Source organism: Mesorhizobium captivum (assembly GCF_033977165.1).
In the GTDB taxonomy this organism is placed as follows: Bacteria; Pseudomonadota; Alphaproteobacteria; order Rhizobiales; family Rhizobiaceae; genus Mesorhizobium; species Mesorhizobium captivum.
Genome location: NZ_JAVIJB010000008.1, coordinates 143,071 through 163,089, shown reverse-complemented (window position 1 = coordinate 163,089; position 20,019 = coordinate 143,071). Strand labels below are relative to the sequence as shown.

19 protein-coding genes and 1 pseudogene are annotated in these 20,019 nt (G+C 61.6%); 13 read left to right on the top strand and 7 right to left on the bottom strand.

The window, feature by feature from the left end; all coding sequences use genetic code 11:
- Positions 1-119: 119 nt before the first annotated feature.
- From RFM40_RS10055 to RFM40_RS10040, 4 genes are all read left to right on the top strand, one after another.
- Positions 120-413 carry a hypothetical protein gene (locus RFM40_RS10055; protein ID WP_320228940.1) on the top strand — a complete coding sequence of 98 codons (294 nt, stop codon included), beginning with the start codon at positions 120-122 and terminating at the stop codon, positions 411-413.
- Positions 410-655 carry a hypothetical protein gene (locus tag RFM40_RS10050; RefSeq protein WP_320228939.1) on the top strand — a complete coding sequence of 82 codons (246 nt, stop codon included), beginning with the start codon at positions 410-412 and terminating at the stop codon, positions 653-655. Before RFM40_RS10055 ends, RFM40_RS10050 begins: the two co-directional genes overlap by 4 nt.
- Before the next feature lie 131 nt (positions 656-786).
- Positions 787-1,089 carry a DUF982 domain-containing protein gene (locus RFM40_RS10045; protein WP_320228938.1) on the top strand — a complete coding sequence of 101 codons (303 nt, stop codon included), beginning with the start codon at positions 787-789 and terminating at the stop codon, positions 1,087-1,089.
- Between the two features lie 24 nt (positions 1,090-1,113).
- A complete protein-coding gene (locus tag RFM40_RS10040; protein ID WP_320228937.1) occupies positions 1,114-1,398 on the top strand; it encodes a DUF982 domain-containing protein in 285 nt (94 codons plus the stop codon).
- Positions 1,399-1,426: 28 nt separating this feature from the next.
- On the opposite strand, the gene RFM40_RS10035 is transcribed toward RFM40_RS10040, so the two are convergent.
- Positions 1,427-2,302 (bottom strand): ATP-dependent DNA ligase, encoded by an 876-nt coding sequence (locus RFM40_RS10035; protein WP_320228936.1) that lies wholly within the window; start codon positions 2,300-2,302, stop codon positions 1,427-1,429.
- A gap of 24 nt (positions 2,303-2,326) precedes the next feature.
- Between RFM40_RS10035 and RFM40_RS10030 the strand changes: the two genes are divergently transcribed.
- The 3 genes from RFM40_RS10030 (at position 2,327) to RFM40_RS10020 (ending at position 4,106) form a co-directional block, all read left to right on the top strand.
- Complete coding sequence (locus RFM40_RS10030; RefSeq protein WP_320277465.1) at positions 2,327-2,620, top strand: DUF3606 domain-containing protein; 294 nt, start codon at positions 2,327-2,329, stop codon at positions 2,618-2,620.
- Between the two features lie 245 nt (positions 2,621-2,865).
- Entirely contained in the window at positions 2,866-3,147 is a 282-nt protein-coding gene (locus tag RFM40_RS10025; RefSeq protein WP_320228934.1) for a hypothetical protein, read from the top strand.
- Positions 3,148-3,275: 128 nt separating this feature from the next.
- A complete protein-coding gene (locus RFM40_RS10020) occupies positions 3,276-4,106 on the top strand; it encodes a thermonuclease family protein (protein ID WP_320228933.1) in 831 nt (276 codons plus the stop codon).
- A gap of 580 nt (positions 4,107-4,686) precedes the next feature.
- Here the strand turns inward: RFM40_RS10020 and RFM40_RS10015 are convergent.
- The 3 genes from RFM40_RS10015 to RFM40_RS10005 all read right to left on the bottom strand — a co-directional run bounded on the left by RFM40_RS10015 (position 4,687) and on the right by RFM40_RS10005 (position 7,707).
- Entirely contained in the window at positions 4,687-5,622 is a 936-nt protein-coding gene (locus RFM40_RS10015; protein WP_320228932.1) for a LysR family transcriptional regulator, read from the bottom strand.
- Positions 5,612-6,868: an 8-amino-7-oxononanoate synthase family protein gene (locus RFM40_RS10010; protein ID WP_320228931.1), complete on the bottom strand. Its 1,257-nt coding sequence runs from the start codon at positions 6,866-6,868 to the stop codon at positions 5,612-5,614. Before RFM40_RS10010 ends, RFM40_RS10015 begins: the two co-directional genes overlap by 11 nt.
- Positions 6,869-7,014: 146 nt before the next feature.
- A complete protein-coding gene (locus RFM40_RS10005; RefSeq protein ID WP_320228930.1) occupies positions 7,015-7,707 on the bottom strand; it encodes a response regulator transcription factor in 693 nt (230 codons plus the stop codon).
- A gap of 267 nt (positions 7,708-7,974) precedes the next feature.
- On the opposite strand from RFM40_RS10005, the gene RFM40_RS10000 reads away from it, so the two are divergent.
- The 4 genes and pseudogenes from RFM40_RS10000 (at position 7,975) to RFM40_RS09985 (ending at position 11,893) form a co-directional block, all read left to right on the top strand.
- Positions 7,975-8,892 carry a nucleotidyltransferase and HEPN domain-containing protein gene (locus RFM40_RS10000; RefSeq protein WP_320228929.1) on the top strand — a complete coding sequence of 306 codons (918 nt, stop codon included), beginning with the start codon at positions 7,975-7,977 and terminating at the stop codon, positions 8,890-8,892.
- Between the two features lie 163 nt (positions 8,893-9,055).
- Positions 9,056-9,633: pseudogene (locus tag RFM40_RS09995) on the top strand (SDR family oxidoreductase); the annotation flags it as partial.
- Between the two features lie 205 nt (positions 9,634-9,838).
- Complete coding sequence (locus tag RFM40_RS09990) at positions 9,839-10,915, top strand: pyridoxal phosphate-dependent aminotransferase (protein WP_320228928.1); 1,077 nt, start codon at positions 9,839-9,841, stop codon at positions 10,913-10,915.
- A gap of 24 nt (positions 10,916-10,939) precedes the next feature.
- The gene (locus RFM40_RS09985) at positions 10,940-11,893 is read left to right on the top strand and encodes a polysaccharide deacetylase family protein (RefSeq protein ID WP_320228927.1); all 954 of its coding nucleotides are present in this window, start codon (positions 10,940-10,942) and stop codon (positions 11,891-11,893) included.
- Between the two features lie 6 nt (positions 11,894-11,899).
- On the opposite strand, the gene RFM40_RS09980 is transcribed toward RFM40_RS09985, so the two are convergent.
- The 3 genes from RFM40_RS09980 to RFM40_RS09970 all read right to left on the bottom strand — a co-directional run bounded on the left by RFM40_RS09980 (position 11,900) and on the right by RFM40_RS09970 (position 17,189).
- Positions 11,900-14,317, bottom strand: a complete 2,418-nt coding sequence (locus tag RFM40_RS09980; RefSeq protein WP_320228926.1) for a GcvT family protein — start codon at positions 14,315-14,317, stop codon at positions 11,900-11,902.
- A gap of 146 nt (positions 14,318-14,463) precedes the next feature.
- On the bottom strand, positions 14,464-16,119 hold the full coding sequence (locus RFM40_RS09975; protein WP_320228925.1) for an ABC transporter substrate-binding protein: 1,656 nt from the start codon (positions 16,117-16,119) through the stop codon (positions 14,464-14,466).
- 182 nt (positions 16,120-16,301) lie between these two features.
- Positions 16,302-17,189 (bottom strand): LysR substrate-binding domain-containing protein, encoded by an 888-nt coding sequence (locus tag RFM40_RS09970; RefSeq protein ID WP_320228924.1) that lies wholly within the window; start codon positions 17,187-17,189, stop codon positions 16,302-16,304.
- 170 nt (positions 17,190-17,359) lie between these two features.
- Here RFM40_RS09970 and RFM40_RS09965 point away from each other — a divergent pair, with 170 nt between their 5' ends.
- Both RFM40_RS09965 and RFM40_RS09960 read left to right on the top strand, forming a co-directional pair.
- Positions 17,360-18,757 (top strand): MmgE/PrpD family protein, encoded by a 1,398-nt coding sequence (locus RFM40_RS09965; RefSeq protein ID WP_320228923.1) that lies wholly within the window; start codon positions 17,360-17,362, stop codon positions 18,755-18,757.
- A gap of 7 nt (positions 18,758-18,764) precedes the next feature.
- Entirely contained in the window at positions 18,765-20,006 is a 1,242-nt protein-coding gene (locus tag RFM40_RS09960; protein ID WP_320228922.1) for an FAD-dependent oxidoreductase, read from the top strand.
- Positions 20,007-20,019 lie beyond the last annotated feature (13 nt).

Genomic DNA, 20,019 nt, shown 5'->3' with positions numbered 1-20,019 from the left:
GCACGTAGCATGCGGCAAGGATGCCGGTTGGGGCTTCGCCCGACCGAGACAGCCGTCGCATTGGTTCTGTTTCGAGCATCGGGCCGAAGGCGAGCTTTACTTGTAGTGGAGGGCTGAAGATGACCCGTCATGACATCGCCAGCGACCTCGATGGCGCGGCCGATCATATTGCCGAGATTTCTCGTGCCGACCTCCAGGTAATGCTCCGAAGAGCCGCGCTGATGCTCAGGAACGTCACGGGCCTTGTGCTCGATCCGAAGGTCGAGGAGTCGCTACCAGGAGTGGCAGAAGAACTGGGACTTTCGAAGGCTGAACTCGTCAGGACCATCGTGAACGATTGGCTCACGGCCAACTCTTACCTGCCGGTGCCGTATGCCTTGGATGAGGAGTGTACTGTGGAAGGCAACTCATGATCAACCCGCCGAAACATCAGCATGGATATATCGACCGCGAGATCGACTGTCAGGAAGCAATGGAGCCTGGCTTCCAGGTGATCGTCGACTGCATGCTGGAAGCCGGCTGGACGCATGGTGAGGTGATGCGCTCTCTTCGGCGCCTGATCGCTGCCGACAACATGACCCAGAAGGAAAATGCCAGGGTCGAGGCAGAACTGGCGATTGCAAGAGCGATGATCCGCGCAGGAAAGGCCTTATAGGCGTTTTCGCAATCGCTGATTAAGGCGTGAGCTTGACGGCCAAAATTTGCAAACCCATATCGCTGCTGGGCGCGGGCCGCTGTCGGCCACGCTCATCCAAACTCAATTGTTCGTTCGACTTGGAGGATCTTATGAACGACCGGATGTTTGACAGCCCTGTTTTCGTGAAACGCGGGAACAGCCTCATCGAGGAAATCGCGTGCCTGGAGGACGCACTGGAGTTTCTCTACGAATGGCCAAAAAACAGACGCGACACCATTTATGAAACCGCACTTCGCGCATGCCAGAGAGCATTTGACAGCGGCTACCCGCTGTCGGCCGCCAAGGAAGCGTTTTGCGGCTTCGCAAGGTCGGCCAGAATCCATGAGGAAGTGACCACAGCCTTGCCTTGGATGGTCGGCAACCGCGGCCAGGGCGGCGGAGTAGCTGCTTGAGGCGTCGTGGAGGAGGAATTCACGATGCTGTCACAAGCCTTCGAAAAGCCAGTCCGGGTATGGGTCGGACTGGGCTTCCCTCGCCAACTCAACACCGTCGCCGACGCCTATCAGTTCGCAGTTGATTGGTGCGGCAACAGCCCGGAACAGAAGGCTGCGATCCGCGCCTGCAAGGCTGCGTTGGTCGGAGATGTCGATCCCGAGACTGCAAGAGGCGTTTTCGTAGCCTTCGCTCACAAGAAAGACATTCTGATCGAGGACGGCGCAATACCCCCGCTTGCGGAAAAGGCGCGGCTGAGACACATCTGATTGGACGAGGCGGCGTCCAAGCGCCGCCTCATTCCTCCCAGAAATCCCTGAGCGACGCGTGGCGAAGCTTCTCCTCGCCCTTCAGGAACTTCACCCGCCCGACCAAGCCGGGTTTCAGCCATTCGGCCTTCTCTTTCGCCAGTCCCTCTGGCGGCGGGGCGCCGGCCTTGCCCTGCACGCGGTCCCATAGCTGCTGCCGCTTGTCAGCTTTGAAGGTAACAAAGGCGCCGCCCATATAGCGGCCGTTGTCGGCCATCAGCACCATCGCCGGCTTCCCTGTCTCGCGCTTGACGCCGATGATGTCCATTTCCTTTTCGACATAGCATTTGATCTTGCGCCAGTTCATCGTCGAGCCGCTGCGGTAGACGCTGTCCAGCCGCTTCGACACGATGCCCTCCAAGCCGGCTTCGCACGCAAGGTGGTAGACAGCATCGCCGGTGCCCGGCAGCGCCTCGCTGAACTGGACGCGGCCGCCGGCAGAGATGAGAGCCTGCAGGATCTCGCGCCGGTCCTTCAGCGCCATGTCCCGCAGATCGTGGCCATTCAGGTGCAGGAGATCGAACACGACCAGATACAGATCCTGGGGGCGCCTGGTGATAGCTGAGCGCAGCGCGTGGAAGTCGGACAACCCAGCTTCGTTGGTAACGATCGTCTCGCATTCGATGATGAAGCTTTCCGCCTCAATTGACTTCGCTTCCGCTGCAAGCGGTCGATATTTGGCCGTCCAATCTATTCCCGTCTTGGTGTAGAGGCGGATGCCGTCGGCATCCTTGATGAGCTGGGTCCGGAAGCCGTCGAATTTGACCTCGTGGCTCCATTCGTCGCCCTTAGGCGGTTGGTCGACCAACACGGGCTCCATCGGACGAATGAAGGACAACCGGACGCCGCCGGCAGGCTTACGCATCGAAATCCCACGCGATACTCGAATTTGATTCAATATCCCACAGCCGCAAGCGTTCCGTTAGCGATTGCTGAAAAAGCAGATTGGAACGTTCGTGCCAGGTGGTGGTTTCCTCTCCCAGGGAGGAACAGCGCCATTACAGACGACAAGAGCAAACGTGACTTCCGCGACCGCGACCGCGTCTCAGCAGATGAGGATTATGAGGTCCGCTACTTCGCCAAGCAGCGCCGGATTACGCCCGGGCAAGTTCGGGAACTGATCGGCGAGCACGGCAACGACCGCAAGGTATTGGAGCGCGAGGCGAGGAAATTGCGCGGGTGACGAAGCTTTCTGACCTTGGGCCGCCCATCGTCGGGCACCGATATGGAGGCGACCCTCCCCGCGAACAGGATCACTTCTACGATTGCAGGAGATGCGGCCAGCCGGTCGACCGGCCCGATCTCCGGCAAGTCATCTGGCATGAACAGCCGGACCATGAGCCGCTTGAAGATCTCAGATTCTTTCAGGGGCGCGGAACAAATTTCGCGCATCGAAGTTAGCAAGCGCTGCTTACGGGGACCCACGCGATGCTCCTTGCCCTGGACGATGCGATCTCGACGGCTGTTTTGGCCGGCAGGGGCGCAGATGCAGAAATCTTCGGAGTGATCGATCTCACCAGCAAAATTGAAGCCCGGATCGGCGCCATCAGCTTAGGGCGCGCCATCCAGTTCGTCGCCAATGCGTCGGTGCTTGGATACGACGTTCGCGGTGCAATGGTTTTATATGGGGAACCAGGAACGCCAAGCTTGAGGATATGGGACTGCGAACACCTTTGGGCGCAATATGGAGGCGCACTTCTCCAACCATAATGCGAGATGCCCTGGGGCTGACCATAGCTCTCCGAGCAGTTTTAAAGTCCAGAACAATATAGTTCCGCTAGAGACTGCCGCTGGACTTCAATCGCATTTAAGAGCATCCTCCCATGTGGGGAAAGGGCTTGGACAAGTCTCGTCACGACAATCGGTCCGATCAGTGGCGCAAGCGCACCGGCGCCAGGCGCTCGCGCGCCCGGCGTTGGGCGAGCGTGCCGCGACGGCTGATCTTCGTGACTGTCGCCGCAGCCGGCGCGCTGGCCGTCCAAACGGCGATGAAGCACAGCGACGGCCTGCCGGATATCAGCATCTCGAATTTGCTCGGCCCAAAGCCGCAGCCGATCACCGGCGTCGCATCGGTCATCGACGGCGACACGATCGAAATCCACGGGCAGCGCATCCGCTTCAACGGCATCGACGCGCCGGAGAGCCGGCAACATTGCGACGACGCCAAGGGCTTCGAATATCCTTGCGGACGACGCTCTGCGGAAGCGCTGGACGATTTCCTGGCTGCCTCGAGACCAGTGCAATGCACGTTCGTGACCTGGGATCGCTATCACCGCATCGTCGGCGATTGCCGGCGCGCCGACGGTGTCAGCGTGGCAGCATGGATGGTCGAGCACGGCCAGGCGGTCGATTGGCCGCGCTACAGCCGCGGCGCCTATGCGCCGCAGCAGGCAAAGGCGGAAGCGGCCAAGGTCGGTCTGTGGGTCGGCAACTTTCAAGCGCCTTGGGAATGGCGAGAATCGCACGCCGAGGGCGCGGCACCGCCGAACCAGCCGCTCGGCATCGTCAGCCGCCGGTTGGTCGCGCAAAGCGGCTACTCATGCGTGCCGCGGCGGTACTGCTCGCAAATCAGCTCGTGCGACGAAGCCCAGTGGTATCTGCACAACTGCTCCTGGGGCCGGAAGCTGGATCGGGATGGCGACGGCCTGGCGTGCGAGACGCTTTGCTAGCATCCGGGAAAAGGCAACTTCTGCTTCGCGACCGCCAAACCGAGAGCGGGAGGGCGTCTACTACACTGAACGATCCCAAGGAGAAACTAAGACCCAAAAATAAGCCTCGGCATGGATCGTCAAGGGGGGCGACGATGTTCCCACCCAAATGATCCGCCGATCGATCTGATCTTGCTAGAGTCTCTACCTGGGCAATTCTATTGCCTCTGCCCGGCTTCAGCCATTCGAGCGGCCTCCTCGAGCTCTAACTCGTCGGTGGCACCGGCCTGGTATCGAGAGATGATCCTACGCGCTCGCGCCTCGCGTTCGGTCTCGGTTTCTTTGGGGACTGCGGTTCGATCGAACACGCGACCGAGCAGCGCCACTTCACTGGGAGTGTATGCGCCTCCGCCAAGAGGCATTGCCGCCTCCTTCAGACACCGGTTGTTTGGCAAGTTGATGGAACGCCCAAAGGGCGTTGCCGTCAATGCGGGTCGTCGCGACAGCACGCCTCGCGACGGCATCGGTTGCGAGATACAAATAGCCGCTGGCACTGGCCACAATTCCAGACGGATATCTTCACGCGCTTTTCCGGAATTGTCTAATGAACGCGCTGCGAGTGTTCGGCACTTGGAACCCTATTCGCCATCTTTCTGGCAAGGCCAATCAGCCGCAAAACGGCACGTTTCGGATTCGTTTCAAGCCACAAGGCCTTGATCGAACAGAGACTGTTGTGGCCGCCAAGAGGTTTCCAGGCCGTCGCATCAATGGCGACAGTTTGGGCGAAGCTCTCGCCTGCCAAAGTAACGCCTTGGCCTAGCTGCACATTGAAGATGACCGTCGCTTGGCCAGCTTCGCACGCCTTGACGTTTGGGCGGCACCCCTGAGCGAAGATGCCTTCCAGCATATGGGAATCCAGCAGCGGTCCGCTCGATCCGACCGGCACGAGCAGTCGCATGTCCGCAAGATCTGCCCAAGTGACGGCGCGTTTTTCGGTGAGCGGATGATCAGCAGGCATGAGAACGAAGACGCGCTCCTGCCAAAGCATCTCGGCACGGCATGACGTGACGGTGCCGATCCCTGGCGCAAAGACGATGTCGAAGCGCCGGCGACGTACCGCCGTCAGGCATTGTTCACGCGTAATATCCTCAATGGCCAGACTGACATCTGGACAGGATTTGCGGAAGCGATCGATAAGGCGCTTCAGGAATTCTCCTCCCGCCACCGCGCACAGCCCAATCCTGAGCGTTTTTGCGTCCCTATTGTTGCGGGTGTCTCGGAAAGCTTCCTGCAAACCGTCGTAATGGGTCCGAACGACGTCGGTCCAGGCTCGACCTGCCTCGGTCAAACGAACGCCGCGAACGTCGCGCTCGAACAGCTGCATCTCCAAAAGCTGTTCGAGCTTAACGACGTTGCGACTTACACTGGATTCACGGACACTCAGCTCTCTGGCTGCCTGCCTCAAGCTGCCATGCTCCATAGCTGCAAAGACATACGTCAGCAGCCTCAGCGCGTTGCCGTACGCGTCATGGCTCATGGGCTTTGCGGATATCATCCCGGACCATGTCGATTTCAGCGCAAAGCGATCGGATCTGTTCCTCGGAATGGCCCGCGGTCAGACAGACGCGCAAGCCGGCCTGCCCGCGGGCTACGGTCGGAAAGAAGATAGCCGACGCATAGAAGCCTTTTTGCAGAAGGACCCTGGCTGCCGCGACCGCCATCAATTCATCGCCAAAATGAACCGTGCGGATCGGAAGCGGCTTTCCACTTTGCGCGGTTGGCATGAGAGCGTCGAAGAGGGCGATCCGCTCCTGGAGGGCAGCCTGAAGCCGGCCGAGCTCATTCGTGCGGTGCAGCCTGGCTGAGGCAAGTGCTGCCCCGATCGAGGCCGTATTGATCGACGCCGAAAACGCATGCGCCACCGCGAATCGGCGAAAGAGATTCTCCTGATGGACGGTGCCCAGCATCAACATGCCGCCTGAAGCGCCGAAACCCTTGCCAAGGGACGCAGCGATAATAGTCCGGCTGCCCAGCTCGTCCATCTGCGACCGGGCGAAGCCTTGCCCCTTGTCGCCGAACAGCGAAATGCCGTGCGCATCGTCGATGTAGAGAAAGAGGCCATACTTTTCCTGGAGGCGGCGCAGTTCGTCGATTGGAGCGCTGCCGCCCATGGAATAGACACCATCGCAAATGTAGGCGACCGCCTGGTTTTTGCGGCAGAGCCGCTCCAGATCAGCGAGATCATTGTGCGCCAATGTCTCGACCCGCGTCTCGCTGGCGATAGTGCCCTTGTGGTAAGCGAGCGTCGCGTGAGCGAGCCGATCGAAGACCATGACCGGCTTATAGCCTCCGGTGAGGTGCCCAGAGGCAATCAATGGCAGGGCACTCATGTTGGCGGCGAGCACCGTGGTGTAGGTGATCACCTTTGCGTTGAAGAGATCGGAAAGCGATGCCTCTAATTCGCCGAGGCTGGCGAAATTCAAACGGGTACGGGCACACGACCAATGCAGCGTGCCCGAGCTTCGCACAGCATCCACTGCGCCGGCGACAATGGCCGGATGATTGTCCAGGGCGAGATAGGAACACCGAACAAAGTCGACGATCTGGCGGCCGTCGTAATTCAGGACAACTGTCCGGCCCTCGGAAGGACGGACATAGAGCGCCATGACACCCTGATAGTGAGCGGCCTCGAAATGCGTGGCGGCGGCCTCGATAAGACTAGCCGTGTTTCGGAAGGCTGCATGCGTCCGCCCAGCAGAATAACCGGGAATATGATCTTTCATAAGTTAGGCTCCGAGCTGTCGAATGACAGTCCGAAGCTGAATTTGCCGCGCGCCTACCTCAACGAAGGCAAAGATAATTTCCTCATAAATTCCGGTCGACCGATCGTTGCAACTTCTTGTGACGGTGAAGGTGCGTAAAGCTTCGTTTAATCGAAATCCACCGCATATCCGCTCGATCGGACAGTGTGGATAATGGGGCGGCCGGTCATTTGCTCGAGCAGCCGGCGCAAGCGCCCGACGTGGACATCGACCGTCCGCGGCTGGACGACATAGTTGGGTGGCCACGCGGCGCCGATAAGTTCGGACCGGCTGAAGACGCGGCCTGGCGCCTGGAGCAGGAGACTCAGGAGCCTGAATTCAGTAGGACTGAGTTGAACCTCCTTGGAACCGTGCCTCACAAGACGCCTGCCTGTCTCGAGGCTGAATTCCCACACATCGAAGATGCCCGTTTCTCCCCGCGCTTTCGGGACGTTACCTCCCGAAACGACCGAGTGCAGGTATGCCAGGATCTTGCCCGGCGATGTCGGGCGGACAAAGGTTTCATCCACTCCCGCCCTCAGCAGATCCAGATGGTGCTGTTCATTCCCACCCGGCATCAGAGTTAGCAGGCGGACATGCGCCGTTGCCCGGTTGGCCTTGATCAGGCCGCAGAGTTCCAACGCGCGTTCGACATTGTTTTCGGTATCGAGAAGTATCGCCACCACCGATGGCTGCGCCGCCAGTTGTTCCAGGTTCTCATCGCTTGCCAGCACGGACCTGAACCCCTCGGTGGCGAGAATATGGCTGAAAAGAAGATACAGGTCGGGATTCTGCGACCAGAAAAGGACTGAAGGCTTCATACAAGAGGCCCCTCCTGACTGAACAATCACGCTAAATCCGCCATTTGTTGCGTCAAAAATATGGCTAGGACTCGGGCGCTTTGCTCGAAATGCCCCTCCTGTTCCTATTTCACGATCAAACCTTCACACTTTTTCCTAGATGTGTCCAGTAAGTTTGCTACTTTTTGTTGCAACAAATGTATTGAATGAACCTGCCGAATCCGGCAGTCTGTAGATTCGAGGCCTTGCCTCGGTTATGCATTCCTGATGGATGACCGACCCTTGCTTATGAAATCCAGCATTGACCATCTGCCGCCGCTGAAGCAGCGCGAGCTCGCACGGGCCGTGGAAGTGCTCATCGAGGAATTCGACGACGCGCTGAAGGGCGCAACAGCGGATTTCAAGAAGCGCGGGCGCATTCTCAAGGTCATTCTCTTCGGATCTTACGCCCGCGGCGGCTGGGTGGACGAGCCGCATACCAGGAAGGGATATCGATCAGATTTCGATCTGCTGGTCGTGGTCAACAACCGCAAACTAACGGATTTCGCGGCCTACTGGCGGACAGCGGCTGACCGCCTGATGCGCGAGGTGAACACCCCGGTCAGCTTCATCGTACACTCGCGCCGGGAGGTGAATACAGCCCTCAAGGAGGGGCAGTATTTTTTCGTTGACATTCGTCGCGACGGGATCGTGCTCTACGAACTGGATGAGGAGCCGTTGGCCAATCCAAAGCCGTTGACGGCAAAGGATGAATACAAGGTGGCCCTGGGACATTCCATTCGACTCCAAAGGGCCAAAAACAACCTCCAGCTGGCAATGACCGCCCAGGCAGCAGCTATGCCCAATGATAGCGCATTTCTGCTGCACCAAGCGATTGAACATGCATACGCCGGGCTATTGCTTACCCTTACGAACTATTCCCCACCCTCTCACAACATCAAATTTCTCCGCAGTCTTGCCGAGGATCAAGCTCAGCACCTCTCGGCAGCGTGGCCTCATGACCAGCAGCGCTTCGTGGCTTGGTTCAACGTCATCAACGAGGCCTATGTGAAGGCTCGCTACTCGCGCCACTTCGAGATCACCAGGGAGGCCCTTAGCTGGCTCTCAGATCGCGTCGCGGACTTGATCGGTCGGATAGAGATTATTTGCGGATCACACCTTGAGAAGCTGAATGAGGAAGCCGAAAGGGCCGCCAGGCGATCGTAAGGGGGTGGCTGCCGGTCGCCGGGTCGCTATCAGCCGCCGGCCACAGAGCTTGCTCTGAGTGCTTGCCGGCCATCGCTTGAATCGGGCCGCAGGCAGTTGGACCGCTTTTTGTGGTTCAGGAAGAGCCAGCTGCTGTTGCCCAATACGCAAGCAGTTCCAGACTGCCGGATACGGTCTCTTGGCGCGGGCGAGGAAGTGTCCGACGCCCAGATCGACCGACAGATCGGAACCAATGTCGTCGGCTCCATCCAAGTCATTCGCGCGGTCCTGCCGCATTTGCGCAAGCAGGGCGGCGGACGGATTGTGCAGGTGTCTTCGGAAGGAGGGCAGATCGCCTATCCGAACTTCAGCGTCTATCACGCCAGCGAGTGGGGCATCGAAGGTTTCATCGAGGCCGTCGCCCAGGAGGCCGCGCCGTTCGGCGTCGACTTCATCATCGCCGAACCTGGACCGACGGCAACCGGATTTGGGGCCAGTCTCGTCTACGCCGAACCAATGACAGAGTACGACAACACACCGGCCGGCGAGGTCAGGCGCGCGATCGCCAGCGGAAGCTTCGTCGTCGAGGGCGATGCCAAGCGCACGGCGAGCGCCATGATCGCAGCGGCCGACGAGAAGGCCGCTCCGTTGCGGCTTGTTCTCGGCAGCACGGCGTACAATTCAATCTCGCACGCCCTGTCGCAGCGACTGGCCGGCGTCGAAGCTCAGCGCTCCATAGCCTTCTCGGCCGATCGAGATTGAGATCGAGTCAGCCTTGCGTCGTCCGGGACTTGGCTGACGTCCCGCATCATGTGGCGGCGCGCCTCGAAAGACCGTCGCATCTTGGCGGCACGCCGTCCATGGGCCAGACTTTCGAGGTCATTGCGCGGCTAGATTTTGCTTTGGCGGCTTCCTGGAGTGCCGTAGCCTCCCTTGGGCGACGATAGCCGAATCTGCTGGGACTGGCATGACCCCGAAGGCCGCTGCTCATATCAAGACCATGTCCGCTTTCGCGCTTGCGAATTTCGGCGGCCATGACCGGACAACGCTGGCCCAGAATGAGAGCGCCTTTCCGCCCAGCCCGCGCGCGATACAAGCCGGCCAGGAGGCTGCGGCACGTAGCCATCTCTATCCCGATCCGGACTGGACGCTGCTGCGCGACGCGGTCGCGCGGGCTTACAACATCGAGCGCGACCTAGTCCTGTGCGGCGCCGGCTCAATGGACCTGATTGCCTCCACCATCGCGACCTTTGCGGGTCCCGGGGCCGAGGTTCTGAGCACCGCCTTTGCCTATAATTTTGCTGCTTCCGCTGCCGCCCGCGTCGGAGCGACTTACGTCAAGGCTGCCGAACGCGATTTCGTCCTTGCGATCGACGCCATTCTGGCCGCGGTGAGGCCGGCGACGCGCATCGTATTCATCTGCAATCCCGGCAACCCGACCGGCACATGCATTCGCAACACCGAACTGCTGCGCCTGCGCGCCGCATTGCCGGGAGACGTGCTTCTGATTGTCGACCAAGCTTATGGCGAGTTCGATGACCAGGACCCGCAGCCTGTCTTTGCGCTTGCCGGGCGCGGCGACACCGTCGTGCTGCGCAGCTTGTCCAAAGCCTATGGACTGGCTGGCGCGCGCGTCGGCTGGGGATTGTTTGCGCCCGGAATCGCCGCCGAGGTGCGCAAGATGCAGAATTCCAACCAGGTCTCGACGGTGAGCCTCGCCATGGCGCTCGCTGCGATCGAGGACCAGGCTTACATGCGCGCAACAGTGGCGCGTACCGCCAAAATCCGCGACCGGTTCGCACAGAGCCTGAGAGCCGCCGGTTACGAGGTCGCCGATAGCCGGACGAATTTCGTGCTGGTCCGCTTTCCCGATCCGGCTGCCGCGGAGATTGCCGACAGGACCTTGCGCGACGCCGATATCATCGTGCGCGGCCTGGCTGGCTATGGGCTGACCGACTGTCTGCGCATAACGGTCGGCCAGCAGGATGTCATGGATCGCGCGCTACGCATCCTGACCGGCATGCGCGGCCGCCAATCCTGGTGACAGCTTCATTGAGGGATTCCGAAAGTGACTTCAGAAACGCCTTACCTGCCGGTCAGGGATTTTGTCGGTTATGGCGAAAAGCCGCCTTTGGCCGAGTGGCCCGGCGGCGCGAAGCTCGCCCTCAACATCGTCGTCAATTACGAGGAAGGCGCCGAATACAGCATCGGTGAAGGCGACGGTGTCTCCGAGGCGATCCTGTCGGATCTTGCCGTCGCGCCCGCCGTGCCCGGCCTGCGCAATCGCAACATGGAATCGCTCTACGAGTTCGGCTCGCGTGTCGGCGTCTGGCGGCTCATCTCGCTATTCAAGGACAAGGGCGTCATCCCCACTTTCTACGTCGTCGGACGCGCGCTGGAGCTCAATCCCGCGGCTGGCAAGGCGATCGCCGCGCTTGGCAGCGACATCGTCTGCCATGGCTGGCGCTGGATCGACTACGCGCCGCTGAGCGAAGACGGGGAGCGTAAGCACATCGCCCTGACGGCGGACACGGTCCGGCGCATCACCGGCGTCGATCCGCTCGGCTGGTACACCGGCAGGCCGAGCCTCAACACGCGGCGCCTTGTCGTCGAGCACGGCGGGTTCCTGTTCGACTGCGACGACTACAATGACGACCTTCCCTATTTCGTCGACGTCGGCGCCAAGCGCCATCTTGTCGTGCCGCACAGCTTCGACAACAACGACAGCCGCTTCTCGCGCGGCTCCGGCCTGGAGACCGGCAGCCAGTTCTTCGAATATGTCGGCGATGGTGTCGACTGGCTTCTAAAGGAAGGCGAAAAGATCCCGCGCATGATGACGGTCTCGCTGCATTGCCGGCTGGCGGCGCGGCCGGGGCGCATGATCGGGCTGGCGCGCTTCCTCGACAAGGTCACGGCCAACCCCGACATCTGGGTTTGCCGGCGCTCAGATCTCGCGCGCCATTGGTCAAGCCGCTTTGGGACTGAACCCGGCCGCCGACCCGCCGGGTTCCTGTCACGATAGCCGTTCTTACGACCGTAGCCGCTTGCCCTCTGGGTCGAAGGGCGGACGCGCGAGCAGGATTGCATCGTGCGGCCTGCCCAGAATTGCGACGGTCACCTTGTCGCCAGCCTTGGCCGACCCTGCTTTGACGTAGCCCATCGCCAGCGACTGCTCGACGAAATAGCCGTAGGCGCCGGACGACACCTGGCCGATCGGCGTGCCGTCGGGCAGGAAGATCGGCTCGCCGCCGGTCGCGTCGGCATCCTTGGCCGACACTGAAAGCATGATCAGTTCGTCCCGCGCCGGCTTGCCGGCGACGGCGAGATAGGCATCGCGGTTGAGGAATTCCTTGTCCGTCTTGACCAGTCTGTCGAGACGGACCTCCTGCGGCCAGTATTCTGTCGAATATTCCCGGCTCCAGCTGCCGTAGCCCTTTTCGACGCGCAGCGACATCAGCGCGCGCGACCCGACCGGCCCGGCGCCGACTTCCGCCCCGGCCTTGAGCAACGCGCCATAGAGCTCGACCTGATCGGCTGCCTTGCAGTGCAGCTCCCAGCCGAGGTCGCCGGTGAACGACACCCGCAAGGCAACGACATCGACGCCGGCCACGGCGATCTGACGGGACCGCATGAACGGAAAGGCCTCGTTCGACAAATCGTCATTGGTGAGTCGCTGCAGCAGCTCGCGCGACTTCGGCCCGGCGACATTGAAACCGCCCAGTTCCTCGGTGCGCGAGCGGAAGCTGGTGCTGTCGGGCAGCGGCACGGATTTGAAGAAGCGTTGATGGAAGCGCTCGGCCATGCCCGAACCGATCACCAGGAACTCGTCCTCCGCCAGCCTGGTTACAGTGAAGTCGCCGGCGATGCCGCCTCGTTTGCCGATCAGCGGCGTGAGGCAGGAATGGCCGACCTTCACCGGCATGCGATTGGCGAAGAGCGCATTCAGCCAGGCTTCCGCGCCCGGGCCCTTCACCTGGTATTTGGCGAAATTGGAGATGTCGATAATGCCGCCATGCTCGCGCAACATGCGCGCTTCGCGGCCCACCGGTCCCCACCAGTTCTGGCGCGTGAAGCCGATCGTCTCCTCGCGCGGCTCGCCTTCCGCTGCGAACCACAGCGGGTGCTCCCAGCCGAAATTGAGGCCGAAGACCGCACCCATCTCCTTTTGCATTTCATAGACCGGCCGGGTGCGCACCGGGCGCCCCGCGGCGCGTTCCTCATTCGGGAAATGGATCTTGAAGCGATGGCTGTACTGGTCCTGCACGCGCGCCTTGGTGAAGGCCTTGCCGGCCCAATGGCCGAACCGCGCCATGTCCCAGCCGAACATGTCGAGCGTCGGCTCACCTTCGATCATCCATTCGGCGGCGAGCTTGCCCATCCCGCCCGATTGCGAGAAGCCGGGAATGATGCCGTTGCAGCAGAAATAATTGCTGAGCTCCGGCACCGGGCCGAATAGCACGGCGCTGTCGGGCGACCAGATCATCGGGCCGTTGATCACTTTCTTGACGCCGGCGGTAGCGGCCGCGGGAACACGCTGAACGGCGCGCATCATGTTCTCTTCGATGCGGTCGATGTCGTCGGGAAACAGCTCGTGGCCGAAATCCATCGGCGTGCCGTCCTCGGCCCAGAATTTCATGTTGCGCTCGTAAGCGCCGATGAGGAGGCCGAGCCCTTCCTGGCGCAGATAGTATTCGCCGTCGCGATCGGCGACCGACGGCAGGCGGCGACCCATCGAGGCGATTTCGGGAATGGTCTCGGTGACGAAATACTGGTGTTCGGTCGGGATCAGCGGCAGTTGCAGCCCAGCCATGGCCGCGACCTCCCTGCCCCACAGGCCGGCGGCGTTGACCACCCACTGGGTGCGGATGTCGCCCTTCGGCGTACGCACGATCCAGCTGCCGTCCGCCTGAGCCTCGGTCGCGGTGACCGGCGTGAAACGGTGGATCTCGGCGCCACGCTGACGCGCGCCCGCGGCATAAGCGGCGGTGACGCCCGACGGATCGACATTGCCGCCCTCCGGCTCGTACATGATGCAGCGTATGCCGTCGAAATCGACCAGCGGATGCAGCCGCTCCGCCTCGTCCCGGGCGACCTCGTAAAAGTTCATCTTGTAGCGCCGCGCCTTGGCTTCCTGCAGCCGCAGCTGATGTTCGCGCGCCTCGGTCTGGGCGAGATAGAGCGAGCCGGGCTGGAAGATGCCGCAGCCCTGGCCGGTCTCGGCCTCGAGCTCCTTGTAGAGCGCCATGGTATAGTGCTGCAGGCGGCTGATGTTGGTGGAATCATGCAGGCCGTGGATGTTGGCCGCCGCATGCCAGGTGGAACCGGAAGTCAGTTCGCTGCGCTCCAGAAGGACGACATCCGTCCAGCCGAACTTGGCAAGGTGATAGAGAATCGAGCAGCCGATCAGACCGCCACCGATGACGACGGCTTGTGCATGAGTACGCATATCCAGATTTTCTTCCCTTGGTTCGGCGACTTTATTTTGCGCTTTCTCGAAGCGTGCTGGGTTGGTTTGATCTGCTCGATCGCAGTCGCCTGGCGGAGTCTCAGGGGCGCGGACGCGTCCCCGAGATATTGCCGTGATTGCCCGACCTATGCTTTGTCCAGCCAGACCTTATCGAGCTGCAGTTCGAAAGTCTGATGCATCGGCAGGTTCTTCACATAGGGCGCGTGGTGCCGGTAGAGCGAGCGCCAGAATGCTTGGATGAGGATGCCGGAGTCCTGGAGGGTGAACTCGACGTCCTTCATCAGCTCCTTGCGCTTGGTGGGATCCGCCACGGCGAGCGCCGCATTGAGCTTCTTGTCGAATTCCGGATTGGCGTAGCCTGACTCGTTCCACGCCTCGCCGCTGCGATAGGCGATCGCCAGCACCTGTACGCCGAGCGGCCGCATGCCCCAATCGGTGGTCGACCATGGGTATTTCGTCCAGTCGTTCCAGAACGAGGCTCCCGGAATGATGGTGCGCTTGACCTTGAATCCCGCCTCGCGCATTTGCGCGGCGACGACGTCGGCCGGGTCCTTCACATAGTCCGCATCGTAGGAGATCAGCTCGAACTCGTGATCCATCTGACCGGCCTCGGTCATCAGGGCCTTTGCCTTCGCCAGATCGCGTGGAACCTTAGGCAGCGCATAATATTCGGGGTGGATCGGGCAGACATGGTGATTTTCGGCGACCTGCCCAAGGCCGCTATAGCCCAGTTTCAGCACGGTGTCGTTGTCGACCGCGAGCTGGATGGCGTTGCGCACGCGCTTGTCGTCATACGGCTTGTTGGTCACATTGGTGCGCAGCACGATAGTGCCGGCGGTGACGACCGATTCCTTAACTAGACCCATGCCGTCATAAAGATCGACGGTGCCGCCGACCGTCTGATAGTTGCAGTCGATTTCGCCGGCCTCGAAGGCGCTGGCGATGGAGGGATTGGATGCGTCCGATCCGTAATCGGTCCAGTCGACACCGTCGAGATAGGGCTCGCCGCCGAACCAGGTGAAGTCTTTGCGCCGCCGCACCGAGGCCGATTCACCAACCTTGTACGAGATCAGCTCATACGGACCGGTGCCGGGCGTCTTCGTCATGTCGGCGCCGTTCTTGTCGAAGTCGCGATGGACGATGATCGCCGGATAGTCGGAAAAACCCGGAATGATGGTGACGTCGGACTGATTGCATTTCAGCTTCACCGTATGGTCGTCAACCTTGGTGATCGCGCCGGCGGCTGCCTTCTTGGTGGCCGGGTCGATCAGGGAGCTCATGCGTCCGGCCATCGAATTGCCTTCGGCCGCCTTATCGCACCAGCGTTCGATGTTGTAGACGATGTCGTCGGCATTGAAGTCGTCGCCGTTCGACCATTTCACGCCCTTGCGCAGATGCAGCGTATATTCGGTGGCGTCGTCGCTGACCTCCCAGCTCTCGACCAGATGGCCCTCGAAGGTGAAGTCGATGGTGTAGCGGATCATGTAGTCGTTGCACTGGCGGAAGACGTTGGCGATTTCCGACCAGTCCCACGAGCGCGGATCCTTGATGTCCTTGATGATCATCTGCATCTTCAGGATGCCGCCCTTCTTGCCGGGCTCGGTCGCGGCGGCCTTGGCCGGAGCAATGCCGGCCATCGAATAGGCGAGCGCCGTGGAAGCGCCCATCGCGCTTGCCATGGCCAGGAATTCGCGGCGGTCCATCCTGCCGCTTTTGACTTCGTCTGCGTAGCTCTCGATGACCGTTGGGACGCGGTCACCGTTGCTCTTGAACATTGTCATCGTTGTTCTCCGGTTCAGGGCTTTGCGCCCGTTCATTCCCCTTGCAGCCGCACATGTTAGGGGCGATGCAAAAATCCCGGAAGGGCTTACGCGAGACGAAACCGCCGAAACCCGGCTTTAAAGGCCTAAAAAAAAGATGCCATTGACCTGTCAAATTTTTGAATGAGGAGACGGCGCGGTGGTTAGGCGGCGTCTTCCTGGGCCTTGGAAAGTATCCATTCGCGCACCGCGCGCGCGATGTTTCCTTTCGAGAGCTGGCTCTCGGTGAGATAGTAATTCCAGGGGCTTGGCGGCCGGACCGGGAATGGCTCGACGAGCAGCCCGCGACGCATATAAGCGTGCGCGAGCGAGCGCTGCGTGGCGACGAGACCGGCCCCCATGGCGGCCAGTTCGAGCGCAATGTTGGAAGCGTTCGTCGACAGGCCCTTGTCATGGTCCTCCATGTCGACGCCAAGCGCATCCGCGACGACCTGCCAGTATTCCTGGCGACCGTGCACAAAGATCCAGTCCACCTTGAGGATGTCCTGCGGCGCCTTCAGCGTGTGCTCGCTCTCGAGCATGCCTGGAGCGCAGAGCAGGACAAGTTCGTCGTTCCAGAGCGGAATACCCGCGGGCGGGCGGTCGTCAAAGCGACGCGTCGAGATTGTGAGGTCTGCGATCTGCTCGCTGATATCCTCCCAGATCGTGCCGTGCAGCACGATCTCGATCTCCGGATGCTTCTTGCGAAACGCAGCCATGCAGCCGGCGAGCCAGTTTTCGGCAAGGCTCATCGGGCAGGAGACGACCACCGTCCGGTTGCGCGAGGAGGCCACGATCGCTTCCGTCGCCTGATCGATCTGATCGAGCGCCTGGCGCAGCGTCGGCAGGAATGCTTCGCCCATCTCGGTCAGCTTGAGGCTACGCGGATAGCGTATGAACAACTGCCGGCCGATATAGTGCTCGAGGGCGCGCACATGCGTGCTGACCGCGGCTTGTGTGTATCCCAATTCCTTGGCGGCAGTGGTGAAGCTGAGATGACGGGCGGAGCTCTCAAACGATCGGATATAGTTCAGGGGCGGTGGCGGCCTCATTCCGGACTCCTGCTGCACATCCGCCATAGCTATCGCACGGACGAGCAGCCCTTCAATCGCAGACAAGCGACAAGGCATGAATATTTTTGGTCAAAGCCGCCAAACTAATCGCGTGAATGCACGATGAACCCAATTTATTGATGTTGTGAGCAGACAGGGGAGATAAGCGCGTGGCTGTGCCGTCATATCGGCGTGAGGTGCCTGTCGTCAGTTCTGATACGTTCACACGTCTTGCCGATTTCGTGCTGCGGCGTCCCGCTTCCGTCTTCCCCGCGCCGGTGCTGGAACAGGCACGCTACCTTCTGCTCGACACACTCGGCATTGCCATCGCGGCCGGACCGATGGAAGCAGGCCGGATCGCCCGCGATGCCGCCATCCTGCTCTATGGTTCCAGCGATCCGCAGCACTTGGCCCGCATGCTGTTCGACGGGCGGCGTGCCAGCATTGCGGGCGCGGCGTATGCGGCGGCCACCCAGATCGACAATCTCGACGGTCACGACGGATACAGCCCCACCAAAGGCCACATCGGCGTTGTGGTGGTGCCGGCGCTGGCCGCGCTGGCGGAAGCGAGGCCCGACCTCACCGGGCCGGAGGCGCTGGCTTGCCTGGTCGTCGGCTACGAAGTCGCCGGTCGGGCTGGCATCGCGCTGCATGCGACCGTTCCCGACTATCATACCTCTGGCGCCTGGAATGCCCTGGGTGTGGCCGCCCTCGGCGCGCGCCTGCGGCGGCTCGGCGAAACGCAATTGCGCGAGGCGCTCGGCATTGCCGAATATCACGGCCCGCGCAGCCAGATGATGCGCGAGATCGCTACGCCGACGATGCTGCATGACGGCTCTGGCCTCGGCGCCCTCGTCGGTCTGTCGGCGGTCGTGCTGGCCGAACGCGGCTTCACCGGCGCTCCGGCAATCACTGTCGAGGCGCCGGACATCGCCACGCATTGGCAGGATCTCGGCGTCTTCTGGCAGGCGCTGCACCAATATGTGAAGCCTTATCCGATCTGCCGCTGGGCGCATGCGGCGATCGATGCGACGCGCGGACTGTGCCTCGTGCACAATCTTGCTCCGTCCGAGATCGCCCATGTCCAGGTCAACAGCTTCCACTATGCGGCAACGCTGTTCGACGGCATGCCCGACACGACCTCGAAGGCGCAATACAGCCTGCGCTTCGCCGTCGCCACCTACATCATTCATGGGCGTATCGGGCTGGAGCATATTTCCGGCGTCGGGCTCGGAGACGCAGGCGTCGCGGACATGCTCGCCCGCATCACGGTGACCGAATCCGAGCGCCACAGCGCCCGCTTCCCGGCAGGCCGCTGGGCCGACGTCGTGATCTCGACCAACGATGGACGCGTGCTGATGTCGGGCGACGTACATGCGCGCGGCGGACCGGAAGCACCGATGACGCTGCAGGATGTCGAGGCCAAATACATGGAGTTCGCGGCGCCGGTTCTGGGACCGGTTCGCGCGACGGCGATCCGCGACGCCGTGCTCTCGCTTGACGACCGGGACAGCCGCTTCTCCGATCTCTCGGCGCTGCTCTACGATCCTCCCAAGACCCTGGGCTGAGCGCGCAATGCCCCTCAGGCTTCTGAAATACGGTCTCAGCAGGGACTATCCGATCAGAGGCGACATCCCCGCCACGCCCGAGCTGAAGCCTGCCTACGATGTCGTCATCATCGGCGGCGGCGGGCATGGACTGTCCTGCGCGCACCATCTTGCGAAATACCACGGCATAACCAGCGTGGCGGTGCTTGAGAAAGGTTACCTCGCCGGCGGCAACACGGCCCGCAACACCACCACGATCCGCTCCAACTACATCACGCCGGAAGGCATCGCCTTCTACAAGGAAGGCGTCGAGCTGTTCGAGCGCCTGTCGCAAGAGCTTGATTTCAACGTCATGTTCTCGCAGCGTGGCCAGCTCACCCTGGCGCATACCGAAGCGACGCTGCGCAGCTTCCATATGCGCGCCGAAATGGGCAAGCATATGGGCACGCGCACCGAGGTCGTCGACCAGAAGGGCGTCGAGAAACTCTGCCCGCTCATCAACATGGACTATGGCGGTCCGCTCGAAATCCTCGGCGGGCTCTGGCATGCCGACGGCGGCACCGCGCGCCACGATGCCGTCGCCTGGGGTTATGCCGCCCAGGCCTCGCGGCGCGGCGTCGAGATCCACCAGCGCACCGAGGTGCAGGGCTTCGTGGTCACCGGCGACCGGGTCCAAGCGGTCAAGACGAACAGGGGCCGCATCGCCTGCGGACAGGTGCTGATCGCCACGGGCGGCATGAATTACGACGTGGCGATGATGGCGGGCGTCGAGCTTCCCATCCGCTGCTACCCGCTGCAGGCGATGGTGACCCAGCCCCTGAAGCCCTGGCTCGACACGCTGGTCTCCTCGGTCTCGCTGCACACCTACCTCGTGCAGTCCTCGCGCGGCGAGGTCGTCATCGGCGGCGGCTCCGATCCCTACCAGCTCTATTCGACGCGCTCGACGCTCGACATGAAGGAGCACCTCGCCGAAGGCGCCGTCCACCTCTTCCCCTTCCTGCAGGGCGTGCGGCTGCTCAGGCAATGGGCGGGCATCACCGACATGACGCCCGACTACAGCCCGATCATGGGCGCGAGCCCGCTGGCCAATCTGTGGCTGGACTGCGGCTGGGGCACCTGGGGCTTCAAGGCGACGCCCGTCGCCGGAAAGCGCATGGCGCAAGCAATAGCCGACGGCCGCGTGCCCGATATCCTGAAACCCTTCGCGCTGGAGCGGTTCGAAACCTTCCGGCTGCTCAATGAGATGGGCGCGACCGCCGCCAGTCACTGACATGAACCTACAT

Bases quoted from the DNA above. Each gene is read 5' to 3' on its own strand.
- RFM40_RS10025 (WP_320228934.1), top strand. From the start codon at position 2,866: ATGCTCCTTGCCCTGGACGATGCGATCTCGACGGCTGTTTTGGCCGGC.
- RFM40_RS09990 (WP_320228928.1), top strand. From the start codon at position 9,839: ATGACCCCGAAGGCCGCTGCTCATATCAAGACCATGTCCGCTTTCGCG.
- RFM40_RS10035 (WP_320228936.1), bottom strand. From the start codon at position 2,302: ATGCGTAAGCCTGCCGGCGGCGTCCGGTTGTCCTTCATTCGTCCGATG.
- RFM40_RS09960 (WP_320228922.1), top strand. From the start codon at position 18,765: ATGCCCCTCAGGCTTCTGAAATACGGTCTCAGCAGGGACTATCCGATC.
- RFM40_RS10040 (WP_320228937.1), top strand. From the start codon at position 1,114: ATGCTGTCACAAGCCTTCGAAAAGCCAGTCCGGGTATGGGTCGGACTG.
- RFM40_RS10055 (WP_320228940.1), top strand. From the start codon at position 120: ATGACCCGTCATGACATCGCCAGCGACCTCGATGGCGCGGCCGATCAT.
- RFM40_RS09970 (WP_320228924.1), bottom strand. From the start codon at position 17,189: ATGAGGCCGCCACCGCCCCTGAACTATATCCGATCGTTTGAGAGCTCC.
- RFM40_RS10050 (WP_320228939.1), top strand. From the start codon at position 410: ATGATCAACCCGCCGAAACATCAGCATGGATATATCGACCGCGAGATC.
- RFM40_RS09980 (WP_320228926.1), bottom strand. From the start codon at position 14,317: ATGCGTACTCATGCACAAGCCGTCGTCATCGGTGGCGGTCTGATCGGC.
- RFM40_RS10010 (WP_320228931.1), bottom strand. From the start codon at position 6,868: ATGAAAGATCATATTCCCGGTTATTCTGCTGGGCGGACGCATGCAGCC.
- RFM40_RS10000 (WP_320228929.1), top strand. From the start codon at position 7,975: ATGAAATCCAGCATTGACCATCTGCCGCCGCTGAAGCAGCGCGAGCTC.
- RFM40_RS09975 (WP_320228925.1), bottom strand. From the start codon at position 16,119: ATGACAATGTTCAAGAGCAACGGTGACCGCGTCCCAACGGTCATCGAG.
- RFM40_RS10015 (WP_320228932.1), bottom strand. From the start codon at position 5,622: ATGAGCCATGACGCGTACGGCAACGCGCTGAGGCTGCTGACGTATGTC.
- RFM40_RS10045 (WP_320228938.1), top strand. From the start codon at position 787: ATGAACGACCGGATGTTTGACAGCCCTGTTTTCGTGAAACGCGGGAAC.
- RFM40_RS10005 (WP_320228930.1), bottom strand. From the start codon at position 7,707: ATGAAGCCTTCAGTCCTTTTCTGGTCGCAGAATCCCGACCTGTATCTT.